This is a genomic window from Allobosea sp. TBD101, from assembly GCF_059817965.1.
Window position 1 is genome coordinate 4,379,474 of record NZ_CM187543.1, and the last position, 14,508, is coordinate 4,393,981.

The 14,508-nt window shown below is 67.8% G+C and carries 16 protein-coding genes; 4 read left to right on the forward strand and 12 right to left on the reverse strand.

What is annotated here, in order from left to right; genetic code table 11:
* Nucleotides 1-126 precede the first annotated feature (126 nt).
* Both hemC and AC6RIC_RS21350 read right to left on the reverse strand, forming a co-directional pair.
* On the reverse strand, nucleotides 127-1,065 hold the full coding sequence (gene hemC / locus AC6RIC_RS21345) for a hydroxymethylbilane synthase (RefSeq protein ID WP_499733819.1): 939 nt from the start codon (nucleotides 1,063-1,065) through the stop codon (nucleotides 127-129).
* A 105-nt stretch (nucleotides 1,066-1,170) separates the two neighbouring features.
* Nucleotides 1,171-2,559: an aminotransferase-like domain-containing protein gene (locus AC6RIC_RS21350; protein WP_499733820.1), complete on the reverse strand. Its 1,389-nt coding sequence runs from the start codon at nucleotides 2,557-2,559 to the stop codon at nucleotides 1,171-1,173.
* Nucleotides 2,560-2,713: 154 nt separating this feature from the next.
* On the opposite strand from AC6RIC_RS21350, the gene AC6RIC_RS21355 reads away from it, so the two are divergent.
* Complete coding sequence (locus tag AC6RIC_RS21355) at nucleotides 2,714-3,580, forward strand: DMT family transporter (protein WP_499733821.1); 867 nt, start codon at nucleotides 2,714-2,716, stop codon at nucleotides 3,578-3,580.
* 60 nt (nucleotides 3,581-3,640) lie between these two features.
* Entirely contained in the window at nucleotides 3,641-3,904 is a 264-nt protein-coding gene (locus AC6RIC_RS21360; RefSeq protein ID WP_499733822.1) for a DksA/TraR family C4-type zinc finger protein, read from the forward strand.
* A gap of 10 nt (nucleotides 3,905-3,914) precedes the next feature.
* On the opposite strand, the gene AC6RIC_RS21365 is transcribed toward AC6RIC_RS21360, so the two are convergent.
* Nucleotides 3,915-4,802, reverse strand: a complete 888-nt coding sequence (locus AC6RIC_RS21365; RefSeq protein WP_499733823.1) for a LysR family transcriptional regulator — start codon at nucleotides 4,800-4,802, stop codon at nucleotides 3,915-3,917.
* Nucleotides 4,803-4,939: 137 nt separating this feature from the next.
* Here AC6RIC_RS21365 and AC6RIC_RS21370 point away from each other — a divergent pair, with 137 nt between their 5' ends.
* The gene (locus AC6RIC_RS21370; protein ID WP_499733824.1) at nucleotides 4,940-6,697 is read left to right on the forward strand and encodes an acyclic terpene utilization AtuA family protein; all 1,758 of its coding nucleotides are present in this window, start codon (nucleotides 4,940-4,942) and stop codon (nucleotides 6,695-6,697) included.
* The gene (locus tag AC6RIC_RS21375; protein WP_499733825.1) at nucleotides 6,694-8,097 is read left to right on the forward strand and encodes a dipeptidase; all 1,404 of its coding nucleotides are present in this window, start codon (nucleotides 6,694-6,696) and stop codon (nucleotides 8,095-8,097) included. The genes AC6RIC_RS21370 and AC6RIC_RS21375 overlap by 4 nt, the downstream gene beginning before the upstream one ends.
* Nucleotides 8,098-8,154: 57 nt before the next feature.
* Here AC6RIC_RS21375 and ureG read toward each other — a convergent pair whose 3' ends face one another.
* The 9 genes from ureG to urtE are packed head-to-tail and all read right to left on the reverse strand — an operon-like array spanning nucleotide 8,155 to nucleotide 14,444.
* Nucleotides 8,155-8,775 carry an urease accessory protein UreG gene (gene ureG / locus AC6RIC_RS21380; protein ID WP_454658028.1) on the reverse strand — a complete coding sequence of 207 codons (621 nt, stop codon included), beginning with the start codon at nucleotides 8,773-8,775 and terminating at the stop codon, nucleotides 8,155-8,157.
* Nucleotides 8,772-9,452 carry an urease accessory protein UreF gene (locus AC6RIC_RS21385; protein ID WP_499736641.1) on the reverse strand — a complete coding sequence of 227 codons (681 nt, stop codon included), beginning with the start codon at nucleotides 9,450-9,452 and terminating at the stop codon, nucleotides 8,772-8,774. The genes ureG and AC6RIC_RS21385 overlap by 4 nt, the downstream gene beginning before the upstream one ends.
* A complete protein-coding gene (locus AC6RIC_RS21390) occupies nucleotides 9,424-9,921 on the reverse strand; it encodes an urease accessory protein UreE (protein WP_499733826.1) in 498 nt (165 codons plus the stop codon). Before AC6RIC_RS21390 ends, AC6RIC_RS21385 begins: the two co-directional genes overlap by 29 nt.
* Nucleotides 9,922-9,935: 14 nt before the next feature.
* Nucleotides 9,936-11,648, reverse strand: coding sequence for an urease subunit alpha (gene ureC / locus AC6RIC_RS21395; protein ID WP_499733827.1), 1,713 nt, complete (start codon nucleotides 11,646-11,648; stop codon nucleotides 9,936-9,938).
* On the reverse strand, nucleotides 11,648-11,953 hold the full coding sequence (locus AC6RIC_RS21400) for an urease subunit beta (protein ID WP_499733828.1): 306 nt from the start codon (nucleotides 11,951-11,953) through the stop codon (nucleotides 11,648-11,650). The genes ureC and AC6RIC_RS21400 overlap by 1 nt, the downstream gene beginning before the upstream one ends.
* 4 nt (nucleotides 11,954-11,957) lie before the next feature.
* Complete coding sequence (locus AC6RIC_RS21405; protein WP_499733829.1) at nucleotides 11,958-12,539, reverse strand: HupE/UreJ family protein; 582 nt, start codon at nucleotides 12,537-12,539, stop codon at nucleotides 11,958-11,960.
* Between the two features lie 14 nt (nucleotides 12,540-12,553).
* The gene (locus AC6RIC_RS21410; RefSeq protein ID WP_499733830.1) at nucleotides 12,554-12,856 is read right to left on the reverse strand and encodes an urease subunit gamma; all 303 of its coding nucleotides are present in this window, start codon (nucleotides 12,854-12,856) and stop codon (nucleotides 12,554-12,556) included.
* Between the two features lie 8 nt (nucleotides 12,857-12,864).
* Nucleotides 12,865-13,701 (reverse strand): urease accessory protein UreD, encoded by an 837-nt coding sequence (locus AC6RIC_RS21415; RefSeq protein WP_499733831.1) that lies wholly within the window; start codon nucleotides 13,699-13,701, stop codon nucleotides 12,865-12,867.
* Between the two features lie 47 nt (nucleotides 13,702-13,748).
* The gene (gene urtE / locus AC6RIC_RS21420; RefSeq protein WP_499733832.1) at nucleotides 13,749-14,444 is read right to left on the reverse strand and encodes an urea ABC transporter ATP-binding subunit UrtE; all 696 of its coding nucleotides are present in this window, start codon (nucleotides 14,442-14,444) and stop codon (nucleotides 13,749-13,751) included.
* Nucleotides 14,445-14,508 lie beyond the last annotated feature (64 nt).

The window sequence follows — 14,508 nt, forward strand, 5'->3', positions numbered from 1 at the left end:
ACGACGGTAAGGAGCCGAAAGGCTGATGCCGCCTCCGCGAAATCTCCAGCGGCAGCAAAGGGATAGACGACACACCGCCGCGCCGAACTCGACGCCGCGGCGAAGGACCGGTGGCCCGAACGGGCGCTACAGCGACTTGAAGCTCGGATAATGCCCGCGATAGCTCTTCTCGAGGATCGCGACGCCGCCGCGCTCCTTCAGAATCTGCGCGACCGAAAGGCCGAGTTCACGCGCCTGTTCCGGCAGCGCGCTCTGATCCGCGACGACGCGCTCGGTACCCTCGATCGAGGTCACCTGCGCATGCAGCGTCAGGCGGCCGTCCTGCCATGTCGCACAGGCGCCGACCGGCAGGCTGCAACCAGCCCCCAGCGCATGCATCATCTCGCGTTCGGCCTCGGCCTCGGCACGGGCCTGCGGGCACTCGATCGCCTTCAGCACCTCGATCACCGCCGTATCCTCGGCGCGGGCCTCGAGCCCGAGCGCGCCCTGCCCGACCGCATAAGGGAACAGGGACGGGGCGAGCGTCTCCGACGAGGCTTCGTCCAGCCCCAGCCGGCGCAAGCCGGCTTGCGCGAGAATGACCGCATCGAGCGCATCCTCTCCGCCGATCTTGGCGAGGCGGGGCCCGACATTGCCGCGGATCGGAACAACGGTCACATCCGGCCGCAGGTTCAGGATCTGCGCGCGCCGCCGAAGCGACCCCGTGCCGACGCGTGCTCCCTGGCGCAGCGAGGCCATGGTCGCGCCGCAGAGCGCGTCACGCGGGTCCTCGCGCGGCGGCACCGAAGCCAGGACGAGTCCCTCATGCAGGGTGGTCGGCAGATCCTTCAGCGAATGGACGACGAAGTCGACCTCGCGCTTCACCAGTTGCTGCTCGTGCTCGACGGCGAAGACGCCGACCATGCCGAACTGGTGGAATTCGGAGACGCGATCGCGGTCGGCGATGGTGGCGATCTGGCAGAGGGTGAATTCCGCCTGCGGGAACTTCTCCCGGATCAAGCCCATGACGTGGTGGGTCTGGGCCATCGCCAGCGGGCTGCGGCGCGTGCCGATCCTCAGATGCATGATCTCAAAGCTTTCGGTCTTGTCCGGCCGGGCCGGTTGTTGCGGCGGTCTATAACAGCGGGGCGGCGGGCTGACGAGTGCGGCACATGCCCATTCTGCGCTGGATCAATCGCGGGCGGCGGCCCCACCGTGCAATCGGATGGTCGCCATCGCCTGCCGGAGTACCTCGAACACGCGCGGATCGCGCGACTGGGCGACGTTGAAGCGAATGAAATCGCCGGCCGTCTGAGCAACGCTGAAGACATTTCCGGGTGCCAGCACCACGCCCTGCATCACCGCGAGCTGGGCCAGCTCGGCGGAATCGATGCCTTCAGGCAGGCGGCACCAGAGATAGAAGCCACCGCGCGGCATCAGCCACGGGATAATCCCCAAGGGCTCCAGCCGGGTCGAGACCTCGCGCCGCGCCTGGGCGAGCCGGCGATGCAGCTCCTCCATATGCTTGCGGTAGCTGCCACCGGCGAGGACGCCGGCCAGCAATTCCGTCGAAACCGGGCTTGGACCGCCGAAATTGGTCGCGACCTGCAGGTTGACCAGCCCTTCGATCCAATCCGCCCGCGCCGCGATATAGCCGCAGCGAATGGCCGCCGAGAGTGTCTTGGAGAAGCTGCCGATCCGGATGACCCGCTCCAGCCCATCGAGCGCCGCCAAACGCGCCGAGGGCTCGGGCTCGAAATCAGCAAAGATGTCGTCCTCGACGATGATCATGTCGCTGGCAGCAGCGGCGCTCAGTACGCGATAGGCGGCCTGTGGCGACAAGCCGGCGCCGGTCGGATTATGCAATCCGGAATTGGTCAGGTAGAGGCGCGGGCGCTCAGCCGAGACCACCGCTTCGAAAGCGGCGATGTCCGGCCCTGTCGGCGTATAAGGCGCGCTCAGGACGCGCACCTGATGCGCCCGCAGCAAAGCCTGAAAGTTGAAATAGCAGGGGTCATCGACAAGCACGGCATCGCCCGGCCGCAACAAGAAGCGGCAGATCAGGTCGAGCGCCTGCGTGCCCGAGCCGGTCAGCATGAGCTGCTCCGGCGAAACCGCGAGCCCGGCCTCGGCGAAGCGCCCGAGCAGGAGGCGGCGCAGGACGGAGGCGCCGCGCGTGCCGCCGTAATCGGTCAGGATCGCACCATCGGCCCGCGCCAGCGCCCGGAAGCCGCGGCGCAGAGCTTCGTCCGGCATCCAATCGGGCGGCAGCCAGCCGCAGCCGGGCTTCAGCGCGCCGGGCTCGGCATCGAGCGACTGGCGCGAGACCCAGAACGGATCGACCACCAGTTCCTGCGGCGAGGCCGCCTGCGTCAGCGCCAGCGGCGGCAGGCCGCCGCTGGTGACATAGAAGCCGGAGCCCTGCCGCGCGCGGATCAGCCCCTCGGCCGCGAGGCGGTCATAAGCCTCGACGACGGTGGAGGGAGAAACCTTCATCGTCGCGGCGAAGCCGCGGATCGAAGGCAGGCGGTCGCCCGGCGCCAGCGTCCGCGCGGCCAGCCTGCCGCGGATCGCCGCCATTACCGCCTCCGTTCGCGTCGCGGCAGGTTCGCTCAATCGGATTGTATGGTCATCCATAGCCATACAGTTTACCATGAATGTATCGGTCTGTCGCTGGCTTCGTCGGCCGCCCACGCCTATAGCACGGCTTGGCGTGAAGGAGCAGGCAGGTCGCATGATGAAGGATTGGGGCGGCAAGGGCTGGGGCAGCGGGCTCATCGGCGTGCTGATCTTCAGCGGCTCGTTGCCGGCGACGCGCGTGGCCGTGGCCGGCTTCTCGCCCCTGTTCCTGACCGGCGCCCGCGCCGCCATCGCAGCCCTGCTGGGCACCGCCTGCCTCATGCTCTTGCGTCAGCAATGGCCAAGCCGCGCCGATATCCGCCCGCTCGCGGTCGTCGCGCTCGGCGTCGTACTCGGCTTTCCGCTGCTGACCGCGCTCGCCCTCCAGCACATCCCCTCGGCGCGCTCGATCGTCTTCATTGGGCTCTTGCCGCTTGCGACTGCACTGTTCGGCGTGCTGCGCGGCGGCGAGCGGCCGAGCCCTGTGTTCTGGCTGTTCTCGGGTCTCGGTAGCGCGACGGTCGTCGGCTTCACGCTCGCCAATAGCGACAGCGGCTCGTTGACGGGGGATCTGCTGATGGTTGCCGCCGTCCTGCTCTGCGGGCTCGGCTACGCCGAAGGCGCGACGCTCTCGCGTCGGCTCGGCGGCTGGCAGGTGATCTCCTGGGCGCTGCTCCTGTCGCTGCCGGCGATGGCGGTGATCACCCTGCTGTTCTGGCCATCGACCTGGCAGGGCATCGGGGCGCCGGCCTGGATCGGCCTCGGCTATGTTTCGGTCTTCAGCATGCTGGTCGGCTTCGTGTTCTGGTATCGAGGCTTGGCGCTCGGCGGCACGGCGACGGTCGGCCAGCTTCAGCTGCTGCAACCGTTCTTCGGGCTGACGCTGGCAGGCTGGCTGCTCGGCGAACCGATCGCCTGGACGATGATCGCGGCGACCGCCGTGGTGGTGCTCTGCGTCGCCGGGGCGAAGCGCTTCGCCTGAACCGAAGCTCTTGGATTTCGCGCAGCCCAAGGCCATCTTGGAGGTCGAGGAGATTGCGCGATGGCGAGCGGATGGGCTCCGGACGGAGCGGTTCAGGACCAGATCGACGGCTCGATTTCGGATGCGGTTCGCCTCGCGCGCTCGCGGCTGCCCAGCGGCCCGGGCGAGATCCATTGCCAGGAATGCGGCGAGGAGATCCCCGAAGCGCGGCGCCTTGCCATGCCCGGCGCCCGGCTCTGCGTTGCCTGCCAGTCCGGCCATGACCGATCGGCGGCGCTCTCCGGCTACAACCGACGCGGCAGCAAGGACAGTCAGCTCAAATAGACCCGCCGACCTAAGCGCCAGCGGAGCGCAGGACGGCGACGAACTTGATCGCGCTGGCCGAGAGCGGCCGATCCTTCAGCGAGGTCATGCCGATGCTGCGCTGGATCACTGGCGCGACGAGAGGGACCATGGCCAGTTCGTCGGCGTTGAACATGGCGAAGGTCATCGTCGGTAGCACCGTCACGCCGAGCCCCGCCGCTGCCAGCGCCGCGGCACAGGAAATCTGATCGACCTCATAGGCCGGCGCGGCCGGCAGATCGGCGTGGATGAAGCCTGCATCGGTGAAGCGCCGGACCGAGGAGGACGGCGACATCGCAATGAAGTCGAAGGGTGCCAGCTCGCTCCAGTCGACGCTGCCGCGCCCGGACAAGGGATGCCGGCGCGACACGACGAGCATCAGCCGGTCGCTCGCGATCTCCTCGAAGGCGAAAGCGCCCTGTCCGTCGGGCCGGCCGGCGATGACGAGATCGACGCTGCCGTCCTGCAGCATCGCCATCGCGCGATCCTGCAAGGCATCGCGCACCGCGACCGCAATGCCCGGATAACGATCACGGAAGGCCCGCAGCGCTGGCGGCAGCAAGGTACAGACGGCAGACGGCAATGCGGCGACGGACAAGCGGCCATGCACGCTGTCGCCCCGCCGCGCGATCGCTTCGAAAGTACCCGCCAGGCTTCGCATCGCTTCCCGCGCGCTGGCCACGACATGCTGGCCTTCATAGGTCAGAGCCAGCTGCCGCGTCGTCCGGTCGACCAGCCTGCAACCGAGTTCCCCCTCGACGCGCCTCAAGGTTTCGCTGACAGAGGGCTGCGATACGCCGAGCTTTTCCGCAGCAGCGGTCAAGCTCAGGGTATCGCCGATAGCGACGAGGATTTCGAGCTGGCGCAGGGTCTGGTTCATTGGCGAAGCCGGGCGGAAAGGCGAAGCTTTTTATAGGTCAAGCCTATATATAAATTAAGCGCCATTATTTGACGTTTTTCCCTGCGAGCGCTTGCATGCCTGCGCATGAATGACGCGGACGGCATGGAAACGCAGTGGTGACACAGCAGGTTTGGATCGGAGCTGCGGCGGGTTTCGCCGGTGATCGCGCCGATGCGTCGGGGCCGCTGATCGCGACGCTCGCGCGTCATGACGGCCCGCGATTCCTGATTTTCGAGACCCTGGCGGAACGCACCCTGGCGCTCGCCCAGCTCGACCGCCTGGCAGATCCGACGCGCGGCGAGGTTCCGGCCCTGAGGCGCCTGCTTTGGCCGGCGCTGGCGCCCTGCGCCGCTGCGGGCATCAAGATCATCGGCAATTTCGGCGGGGCCAACCCGTTCGGCGCCGCCGCGAAAATCAGGAGCTGGGCCATCGAGCTCGGCTGCCCCAACCTTAAGATCGCGGTGGTGGCCGGCGACGATCTGCGGGACATGTTCAGCTCGGCCGATTTCGCCCGCATGGAAACCGACGGCGCCCTGCTACGCGACGAGCCCGCCATCGTGGCGGCGAATGCCTATCTGGGGGCGGATGCGATCGCCGCGGCGCTGAGCGCGGGCGCGGATATCGTCGTGACGGGGCGCGTCGCCGATCCCGCCCTCGTGCTCGGCCCGCTCAAACACAGTTTCGGCTGGGCGGATGACGATTGGGACAGGCTCGCGGCCGGCATTCTGGCTGGCCATCTGCTCGAATGCGGATCGCAGGTGACCGGCGGTTACTTCGCCGATCCCGGCGTCAAGGACGTGCCGGGGATGGCTATGTTGGGCTATCCGATCGCCGAAGTCGAGCCGGACGGAACCTTCGTCGTCACCAAGCCGGCGGGGACGGGCGGGCTCGTCGACCGCCGGACGGTCACGGAACAGGCGCTCTACGAGATCCATGATCCGGCCGACTATCTGACGCCGGATGTGGTGCTCGATCTCACGCAGGTCGAACTCGCGGAAATCGGGCCGGACCGGGTGCGGGTGACCGGCGCGCGCGGGCACCCCCGGCCCGAGACGCTGAAAGCGACGATCTGCTTCGACGGCGGATTTCTCGCCGAAGCCGAGATCTCCTATGCCGGCCCCAATGCGAAATCCCGCGCCGCCCTCGCCATCGACACGGTGAGGAAGCGCCTCGCCCGCCTTCACCCCGCCCTGCGCGTTCGCGCCGATCTGATCGGAGTCGTCAGCGTCTTCGGCGATACGGCCGGCTCGCGGCTGAATGCCGAGCTTCCAAACTTCGCGGACGGCGATCTGCGCGTCCGGTTCGCAGCCGAGGCCACCGACCGCGCTGCGGCGGAGTGCCTGCTCGACGAGGTCGAGGCGCTGTATTGCGCCGGCCCGGCCGGCGGCGGCGGCGTCCGCAGACGCCTGACGCCTGACGCCCCGGCTGCGCAGCGCGTCCTGCCTGGTGGATCGCAAGCACGTCGCACCGCAAGTCTCGTTTCTGGAGATGGCATGACCCGCGCGGTTTCGCTCTACGAACTCGCCCATGCCCGTTCCGGCGACAAGGGCAACCGGCTCAACATCGTCGTCATCTGCCACGAACCGCGTTTCTACGAGCCGCTGCGCGAGCGCTTGACGGCAGCTTTCGTCGCGCGCGTCTTCCGCGAGCGCAAGCCCAGCGCCGTCAGGCGCTATGAGCTGCCGAAGCTCAACGCCTTCAACTTCGTGCTCGACGATGTGCTGGATGGTGGCGTCAACGGCAGCCTCGGGCTCGACGGCCACGGCAAGACGCTCTCCTTCCTGCTGCTCTCAGCCGAGATCGAGATGCCGACCGAGCTGCTGACTCCGGCCGCGGAGCCTACTCCCGAACCCATGAGCGGAGGCTCGCGATGAGCGCCGAACCCGTCATCGACTACCTGCAGCGTCGCCATGACGGTGTGATGGCCCGCCTCGATGCCTTCCTCAGGCTGCCGAGCGTCAGCACCGACCCCGCCTATGCGCAGGGCATGGCGGATACGCGCGCCTTCCTGCTGGACTGGCTGAAAGGTATCGGCCTGAGCGACGTCCAGCTTCTCGACGGCGACGGGCAGCCGGCGGTCTACGGCGCCTGGCTCGGCGCGCCGGGAGCGCCGACGATCATCGTCTACGGCCATTACGACGTACAGCCGCCGGACCCGCTGGCGCTCTGGCAATCGCCGCCCTTCGAGCCGACGATCCGCGACGGGCGCCTCTACGCGCGCGGTGCCTCGGATGTGAAGGGCTCGACCACGATCGCGATCGAGACGGTCGCGGCCTTTCTCGCCGTCGAGGGGCGCTGCCCGGTCAATATCAAGCTGTTCATCGAGGGCGAGGAGGAGACCGGCAGCCCGAGCCTGCACGAGATCGTCCGCCGCTACGGCGACCTGCTGCAAGCCGATGCGATGATCTCGGCCGATGGCGGCCGGGCGAGCCCGACCGTTCCCACGATCAATGTCGGCGCACGCGGCCTGACCAAGCTCGAACTGGTCGTCCGGACCGCCGACAAGGAATTGCATTCCGGCCGCTATGGCGGTTCGGTCCGCAATGCCCTGCATGAACTCGCCGCCATTATCGCCACCCTCCACGATGCCGACGGCGCCATCGCCATCCCCGCCCTGATGGATGCCGTGCGGCCGCTGTCAGAGCGCGACCGGCGCGATACGGCGGCCCTGCCCTTCGACGAGGCCGCCTTCGTCGCGGATGTCGGCGGCATCGCTGCCGGCGAGCCCGGCTACAGCGTCCGGGAACGACTGACGCTACGCCCCGCGATCGACGTAAACGGCCTGTGGGGCGGCTATACCGGCGCCGGCTCCAAGACCGTCATCCCGGACGAGGCGCGGGCCAAGATCACCATCCGCCTGGCGCCGGGACAGGACCCCGACCAGGCCTGCCAGGCCCTGAAGGACCATATCCTCGCCGTGGCGCGGCCGGGAGTTCGGGTCAGCTTCGAAGCGATCGGCGGGGGCTCGCCGGCCTCCACGCTCGTAGCGGAACACCCGCTGGTGCAGGCGGCGACGGCCGTGCTGCGCCGAACCTCCGGGCAGGAGCCCGTGCATGTGCGCCTCGGCGCGACCGTGCCGATCACCGCGATCTTCAAGGAGGCGATGGGACTGGACACGCTGATGTTCGGCTTCAATCTGCCGGACGAGGACGTGCACGCGCCCAACGAATTCTTCCACATCCCCTCGGTCGCGCTGGGGCTCCGAGCCTGGCCGATGCTGCTGCAGGAGCTGGCGCGATACGCCCCGTCGGCTTTCCGCCCGCAGACAGGGTGAGGAGCCCACAGCGCCAGCGGTGCCCGCCTTCGCGAAGGCCGCAACGACCGGGGCTGCCTATGCGGCGGCGAGGCCGCCGTTCTTCTCGATGAAGGCGACGATCTCCTCCACGCCTGTGAGCCGGTTCAGGTCGGAGAAGACGAAGGGCCTGCCAGGGCGCTGCTTTTGCGTGTCCGACCGCATCACGTCGAGATTGGCCCCGACATAGGGCGCCAGGTCGATCTTGTTGATGATCAGCAGGTCCGAGCGGGTGATGCCGGGCCCACCCTTGCGCGGGATCTTCTCGCCGCCGGCGACGTCGATGACATAGAGCGTGATGTCGGCGAGATCGGGCGAGAAGGTCGCGGCGAGGTTATCGCCGCCGGATTCGATGAACACCACGTCGAGATCGGGAAAGCGGCGGCGCATCTCGGCGATGGCGGCGAGGTTGATCGAGGCGTCCTCGCGGATCGCAGTATGCGGGCAGCCGCCGGTCTCGACGCCGATGATGCGCTCTTCCGGCAGCGCCTGCAGCCGGTTGAGGATCAGCTCGTCCTCCTTGGTGAAGATGTCGTTGGTGACGACGGCGACGGAGTAGCGCTCACGCATCGCCTTGCAGAGCTTTTCGGTGAGGGTCGTCTTGCCGACGCCGACCGGGCCGCCGATGCCGACCCGGAGCGGACCGTTTGAGGATTTCACGAGCGAAAGACCCTTGAATACTGCGTTTCGTGGTTCATCGAGAGGATATCGGCGCGAATGGTGCAGGAGCCGAGATCGTCAAGGGTCGAGACGGCGGCGCGCTGGGCGGTGCGCAGGATGACGGGTTCAAGCGCCGCGAGCGTCGCCACCCCGTCGCGCTGGCCGAGCGGCACCAGTCGCACGCAGGCCTGAACGAGATTCGAGGCGAAGGCGTGGAGATAGGCGGTGAGCGCATCGGCGAGCCCGATGCAGTGGCGCGCGGCGGCGGCCCCGACGGCCACCGGATAGGCGAGCCCCCCCTCCCCGCCTGCCGCCTCGCCGCCCCAGGCGGTCATAGCCTCGACGAAGGCGCTGCCTTGCAGGGTCGTCTCCATATGGCGCTCGCGCGAACCGGACATCGCGTCGGCCAGTTCGGCGACGGCGTTCAGGCTCTCACCCGCCGCAACGTTGCGCCAAGCTTCGGCCAGAAGAACGGCGTCGTTCCAAGCGGAGCCACGCTCCAGCAGCGTTTCCAGCCATTCGCACAGGCTCGCGCGGTCGCGGATCAGCCCGTCATGGATCGCCCGTTCCAGCCCATGGCTATAGGCGAAGGCTCCGACCGGAAAGGCCGGAGAGAGCCATGTCATCAGACGCGTGAGCGCGACGGCCTCAGTCATGATGATGATGGTCGTGGCCATGTGCGTGACCATGTCCATGCGTGTGGCCATGGCCGTGATCATGCCCATTGGCATGATAGGCGCCATGCACCGGCTGGAAGCGCGCGACGACTTCTCGAACGGAGGCACCGAGCCCTTCGAGCATCGCCCGGATGACGTGGTCACGCTGGATCAGGATGCTGGTTTCGTCGATCTGCGCCGGCAAATGGCGGTTGCCCAGATGCCAGGCGAGATGACGCAACGGACATGTGCCCGGCAGCACCTCGTAAAGCTCCTCCTCCGCCGCGAGGATCGCGACGGCGCGGCCATCGTCGAGCACGAGCCGATCGCCATCGGCGAACAGCACCGGCGCGGGCAGGTCGACCATGATCTCCTCGCCCTGATCGGTCGTCACCAGCTTGCGGCGGAGGTGGCGGGCGGCATGGTCGAGCCGGAGCGTGCCGGCCGGAACGCCGCTACCGCCGTGGCTATGGGAAATGGCGCGGAGCATGCTCAAGCCTCGGATCAGAACAGGAAATAGCGCTGCGCCATCGGCAGCACGGTCGCGGGCTCGCAGGTCAGCAGCTCGCCATCGGCGCGCACCTCGTAGGTCTCGGGGTCGACCTCCATATGCGGGGTGGCGTCGTTGAGAACCATCGAAGCCTTGGAGATGCCGCCGCGCGTGTTCTCGACCGCGATCATGCCTTTGGCGACGCCGAGCTTCTCCTTGAGGCCCTTGGCGATCGCCGCCCGGCTGACGAAGGTCACGGAGGAGACAGCAGGGGCGCGGCCCATGGCGCCGAACATCGGCCGGTAATGCATCGGCTGGGGCGTAGGGATCGAGGCGTTGGGATCGCCCATCGGGGCAGCCGCGATCATGCCGCCGACCAGCACCATCTCCGGCTTCACCCCGAAGAAGGCGGGGTTCCAGAGCACGAGATCGGCGCGCTTTCCCACCTCGATCGAGCCGACATGCTTCGACAGGCCCTGCGCGATCGCCGGATTGATCGTGTATTTCGCGATGTAGCGGCGCACGCGCAGATTATCGTTCTCGCCGCTCTCGCCGGGCAGGCGCCCGCGCTGGACCTTCATCTTGTGGGCGGTCTGCCAGGTCCGGATCGGCACCTCACCAACGCGGCCCATGGCCTGGCTGTCCGACGAGATGATCGAGAAGGCGCCGATATCGTGCAGGATGTCCTCGGCCGCGATCGTTTCCTTGCGGATGCGGCTCTCGGCGAAGGCGATGTCCTCGGGTATCGAGGGCGACAGGTGATGGCAGACCATCAGCATGTCCAGATGCTCGGCGATGGTGTTCTGCGTGTAGGGCCGCGTCGGATTGGTCGAGGACGGGATGACGTTCCTGAGGCCGCAGACCTTGATGATATCCGGCGCATGGCCGCCGCCGGCCCCTTCCGTGTGGAAGGCATGGATGGTGCGGCCCTTGAAGGCCGCGACCGTGTCCTCGACGAAGCCGCTTTCGTTCAGCGTGTCCGTGTGGATCATCACCTGAACGTCGTGGTCGTCGGCAACGCTGAGGCAGTTGTCGATCGCAGCCGGCGTCGTGCCCCAGTCCTCATGGAGCTTCAGCGCGCAGGCGCCACCCTCGATCATCTCGATCAGCGCGGCGGGCTTCGACGCGTTGCCCTTGCCGGAGAGGCCGAGGTTGATCGGCACCGCATCGAAGGACTGGATCATCCGGCCGAGATGCCAGGGGCCGGGCGTGCAGGTCGTCGCCAGCGTGCCATGGGCCGGGCCGGTGCCGCCGCCGAGCATGGTGGTGACGCCGGACATCAACGCCTCGTCGATCTGCTGCGGGCAGATGAAGTGGATATGGGCGTCGACGCCGCCGGCGGTGAGGATCTTGCCCTCGCCGGCGATCGCCTCGGTACCGGGGCCGATGACGATGGTGACGCCGGGTTGTGTATCCGGGTTGCCGGCCTTGCCGATCGCGGCGATCCGCCCATCCTTCAGGCCGACATCGGCTTTCACGATGCCCCAGTGATCGACGATCAGCGCATTGGTGATGACGGTATCGACCGCGCCCTCGGCGCGGCTCGCCTGGCTCTGGCCCATGCCGTCGCGGATGACCTTGCCGCCGCCGAACTTCACCTCCTCGCCATAGACCGTGAAGTCCTTCTCGACCTCGATGATGAGATCGGTATCGGCGAGGCGGACGCGGTCGCCGACCGTCGGTCCGTACATCTGCGCGTAAGCGGCGTGGGAGAGCTTGGCCGGCATCAGAGTTTCCCCATCACCTTCTGCTGGAAGCCGTAGACGACGCGCCCGCCGCCAAGCGGCACGAGGCGGACCTCGCGCTGCTGGCCGGGCTCGAAGCGCACGGCGGTGCCGGCGGCGATGTCGAGCCGCATGCCCCGCGCGACGGCACGGTCGAAATCGAGCGCCTCGTTGGTCTCGAAGAAATGATAGTGCGAGCCAACCTGGATCGGCCGGTCGCCGGTGTTGGCGACGAGCAGCGTAACCTGCTCCGCCCCCGCGTTGAGGATGATGTCACCCACGGCGGGAAAGACCTCTCCGGGGATCATCGCCTCAGGCTCCCGCGACCAGCCAGAGCCCGCCGAGCGCGGTCAGGCCGCCAGCAATCCGTGCAGCAACCCGGCCGCGATGCGAGAGCGCGTTGCCGGCAAGCCCGATACCGATGCCGACGGCATGCAGCAGCGCGGTCGCCAGCGCGAAGCCGACCATGAAGGACAGGCTCGTCGCCTCGCCGAGCTCGCCGCCATGGGCATAGCCATGGAACAGCGCGAAGAATCCAACCACGGCCATACCGACGACCACCGGGACCTGCAGCGCGACCAGCGCCAGCAGGCCGAGCACCACGACGGAGGCCGCGATCGCCGGCTCGACGAAGGGTAGACCGATGCTGGCGAGCGCTGCCACGAAGCCGAGCATCATCGTGACAACGAAGGCCGTGGGGATCATCCAGACGGCACGCCCGCCGACGAGGAAGGCCCAGAGGCCGACGCCGACCATCGCCAGGATATGGTCGGCCCCGAAAAGCGGATGCGAGAAGCCGGCGGCAAAGGAGCCGTGCTCGGCCGGGTTGAGATGCGCGAAGGCCGGGCTAGCCGCACCGACGCTCAGGATCAGGGCGATCGACAATCTCTTCATGGCGGCCTCCGGCTTCAACGGATGGGTTCGTGGACGGTGACGAGCTTGGTGCCGTCCGGAAAGGTGGCTTCGACCTGCACGTCGTGGATCATCTCGGCGATGCCCTCCATGACCTGCGCGCGGGTCACGACATGGGCGCCCGCCTCCATCAGATCGGCGACGCTGCGGCCATCGCGTGCGCCCTCGACGACGAAATCGGAGATCAGGGCGATGGCCTCGGGGTGGTTGAGCTTCACCCCGCGCTCGAGCCGGCGCCGGGCGACCATGGCCGCCATGGAGATCAGGAGCTTGTCCTTCTCGCGCGGTGTCAGGTTCATGAGAGCCTCTAGAGTTGCCAGACCTTGGGCAGCGGCCGGCCGCCCAGGAGAAGGGTGAGCAGCGGCTCCAGCCGTCGCCGGAGCGCGAGCCCGGTCTCCTCGACCAGACGTGCGAGAAACTTGCCGTTCCAGGCGCTGGCGCCGCCGTTGGGTCCAATGATGGATCGGGCCTGATCGAGAAAGCGCTCGGGCGCGGCTCCGGCAAACAACACCGTCGCCATGGCGCGGCAGCCGGCCATGGCGGGCTGCGGTGCGAGCCGGGCCGCGATATTGCCCCCGACGCGCAGATCGTCGGCAAAGAGCAGTCGGCCGTCGCGGCGAATGCGCCAGCGGTCGTGCAGATGGCCGCTATGCAAGGTCTCGCCCATCGCCTGCCGGCCGAAGAGCACGGCCTCGACGGCGACCAACTCGGCATCATCGGCGAGATCGACATCGAGCGAACGGGACAGGCGCCCTCCGTCGAACAGGATGGTCTCTTGCGGCAGCCAGGCGAGCCGGGCGTCGGCCGCAAGCCGCAGGCGGTTGGTTACGGCGGCATCCGCCCCGGTCGAGCGGTAGATGCGTTCGCAGGCCTGAGTGGTGACGGCGGCCGCGGCGCCGGCAGCGAGGGTCACCTCGGCACCGAAGCGGTCTCCCCCGGTCAGCCCGCCCGCCGTGTTGATGATGATCGCCTGCGGATCGTCGGTTCCGAGCGGTCGCGGGAAGCGCAGCTTAGCGCAGCCCTCCTGGAACAGCCGATCAAGGCAGGTTTGGCCATCGCGCGAGCGGAAGCTCACGCTCGCCCGTCCATGGGCGCGCTGCATCCGCGCCGTCACGGAGTTCTGGAGATCGTCAATCGCCAGCATCGTCAGGGCCGCTTCGCATGCAGCAGGGTTTGCAGAAAACGCTGCATCTAGACCTGAATCAAGCGCTGAACCTGCGCGCCGTCGAGTTCGCTCATCGGCCCCGACAGCACGACCTCACCACGGTCCATCACGAACATCGTGTCGGCGAGATCGCAGGCGAAGTCGAAATACTGCTCGACCAGCACGATCGCCATGCCGCCCTTCTGGCGGAGATAGTCGATTGCGCGGCCGATATCCTTGATGATCGAGGGCTGAATGCCCTCGGTCGGCTCGTCCAGCACCAGCAGCCTGGGTCGGGTGACCAGCGCCCGCGCAATCGCGAGTTGCTGCTGCTGGCCACCCGAGAGGTCTCCGCCGCGCCGGCCCAGCATGGTCTTCAGCACGGGGAACAGGTCGAAGAGTTCATCCGGGACGAAGCGCTCCTTGCGCTTCAGCGGCGCGAAGCCGGTCTCCAGATTCTCCTTCACCGTCAGGAGCGGGAATACCTCCCGCCCCTGCGGCACATAGGCGATGCCGGCCCGCGCGCGATCCTCGCTGCGCAGGGCCGAGATGTCCTCTCCGTCGAGGCGGATATGGCCGCCGGAAATCGGCTGATGGCCGACGATGGCGCGCATCAGCGAGGTCTTGCCGACGCCGTTGCGGCCCATCACGCAGGTGACCTTGCCGGTCTCGGCCGTAACGGAGACGCGGCGCAGCGCCTGGGCGGCACCGTAATGCAGGTTGATGGCGTCGACGGTCAGCATCGTGTCGCCTCCACCCTGATCTTGCAGGAAAAAGCGCGGGTCATCCCGGGCGGAGCGAAGCGCA

Excerpts from the sequence above, each read along its gene's own strand:
- AC6RIC_RS21405 (WP_499733829.1), bottom strand. The coding sequence starts at position 12,539 with ATGAAGAGATTGTCGATCGCCCTGATCCTGAGCGTCGGTGCGGCTAGC.
- AC6RIC_RS21390 (WP_499733826.1), bottom strand. The coding sequence starts at position 9,921 with ATGCTCCGCGCCATTTCCCATAGCCACGGCGGTAGCGGCGTTCCGGCC.
- AC6RIC_RS21400 (WP_499733828.1), bottom strand. The coding sequence starts at position 11,953 with ATGATCCCCGGAGAGGTCTTTCCCGCCGTGGGTGACATCATCCTCAAC.
- AC6RIC_RS21410 (WP_499733830.1), bottom strand. The coding sequence starts at position 12,856 with ATGAACCTGACACCGCGCGAGAAGGACAAGCTCCTGATCTCCATGGCG.
- AC6RIC_RS21350 (WP_499733820.1), bottom strand. The coding sequence starts at position 2,559 with ATGGCGGCGATCCGCGGCAGGCTGGCCGCGCGGACGCTGGCGCCGGGC.
- AC6RIC_RS21365 (WP_499733823.1), bottom strand. The coding sequence starts at position 4,802 with ATGAACCAGACCCTGCGCCAGCTCGAAATCCTCGTCGCTATCGGCGAT.
- ureC (WP_499733827.1), bottom strand. The coding sequence starts at position 11,648 with ATGCCGGCCAAGCTCTCCCACGCCGCTTACGCGCAGATGTACGGACCG.
- AC6RIC_RS21415 (WP_499733831.1), bottom strand. The coding sequence starts at position 13,701 with ATGCTGGCGATTGACGATCTCCAGAACTCCGTGACGGCGCGGATGCAG.
- urtE (WP_499733832.1), bottom strand. The coding sequence starts at position 14,444 with ATGCTGACCGTCGACGCCATCAACCTGCATTACGGTGCCGCCCAGGCG.
- hemC (WP_499733819.1), bottom strand. The coding sequence starts at position 1,065 with ATGCATCTGAGGATCGGCACGCGCCGCAGCCCGCTGGCGATGGCCCAG.
- AC6RIC_RS21385 (WP_499736641.1), bottom strand. The coding sequence starts at position 9,452 with ATGGCCACGACCATCATCATCATGACTGAGGCCGTCGCGCTCACGCGT.
- AC6RIC_RS21375 (WP_499733825.1), top strand. The coding sequence starts at position 6,694 with ATGAGCGCCGAACCCGTCATCGACTACCTGCAGCGTCGCCATGACGGT.
- AC6RIC_RS21355 (WP_499733821.1), top strand. The coding sequence starts at position 2,714 with ATGATGAAGGATTGGGGCGGCAAGGGCTGGGGCAGCGGGCTCATCGGC.
- AC6RIC_RS21360 (WP_499733822.1), top strand. The coding sequence starts at position 3,641 with ATGGCGAGCGGATGGGCTCCGGACGGAGCGGTTCAGGACCAGATCGAC.